The organism is Escherichia sp. AM3 (assembly GCF_032029835.1).
GTDB classification, from domain to species: domain Bacteria; phylum Pseudomonadota; class Gammaproteobacteria; order Enterobacterales; family Enterobacteriaceae; genus Escherichia; species Escherichia coli.
Genome location: NZ_JAVUPQ010000595.1, coordinates 1 through 424, shown reverse-complemented (window position 1 = coordinate 424; position 424 = coordinate 1). Strand labels below are relative to the sequence as shown.

The following is a 424-nucleotide window of genomic DNA, read 5'->3' as shown; positions in this document are numbered from 1 at the left end:
GGTTAGCAATGTGGCCCGCTGCCAGTTGGTTGCGCAGGCTGGCGATAGCAGAGGGATGTTGTTGCATGTTCAGCATTCATACTCTTTAAAAATTAAGGATGTCAGTATAAATAATTAAAGCGGCTATTCACGGTACCGCCGCTTCTGACTGTGTTTTTAATACATTACGTGTCCAGTAACTATCCCGGGGTTTCCTCCTTCATGTTGTGCTGGCGATGGAGCGCAGTACTGCTGACGCTGTCATGCCATAAGCGGGTATAGAGGCCGCCCGCAGATAACAGCTGTTCGTGGGTTCCGTATTCCGCAAGTAACCCCTTATCAATAACGGCAATCAGATCGCAGCGTTGCGCGGTGGTCAGACGATGTGCAACAATCAGCGCCGAGTGCTTCCCGGCATGCACGACATCTGTTAACGATGACATCA

At 50.5% G+C, this 424-nt stretch carries 1 protein-coding gene; it reads right to left on the bottom strand.

The window, feature by feature from the left end; translation table 11 throughout:
• Window positions 1–179: 179 nt before the first annotated feature.
• A partial coding sequence (locus RTW80_RS27430) for a hypothetical protein (protein WP_059333119.1) occupies window positions 180–424 on the bottom strand: 245 nt, incomplete at its 5' end.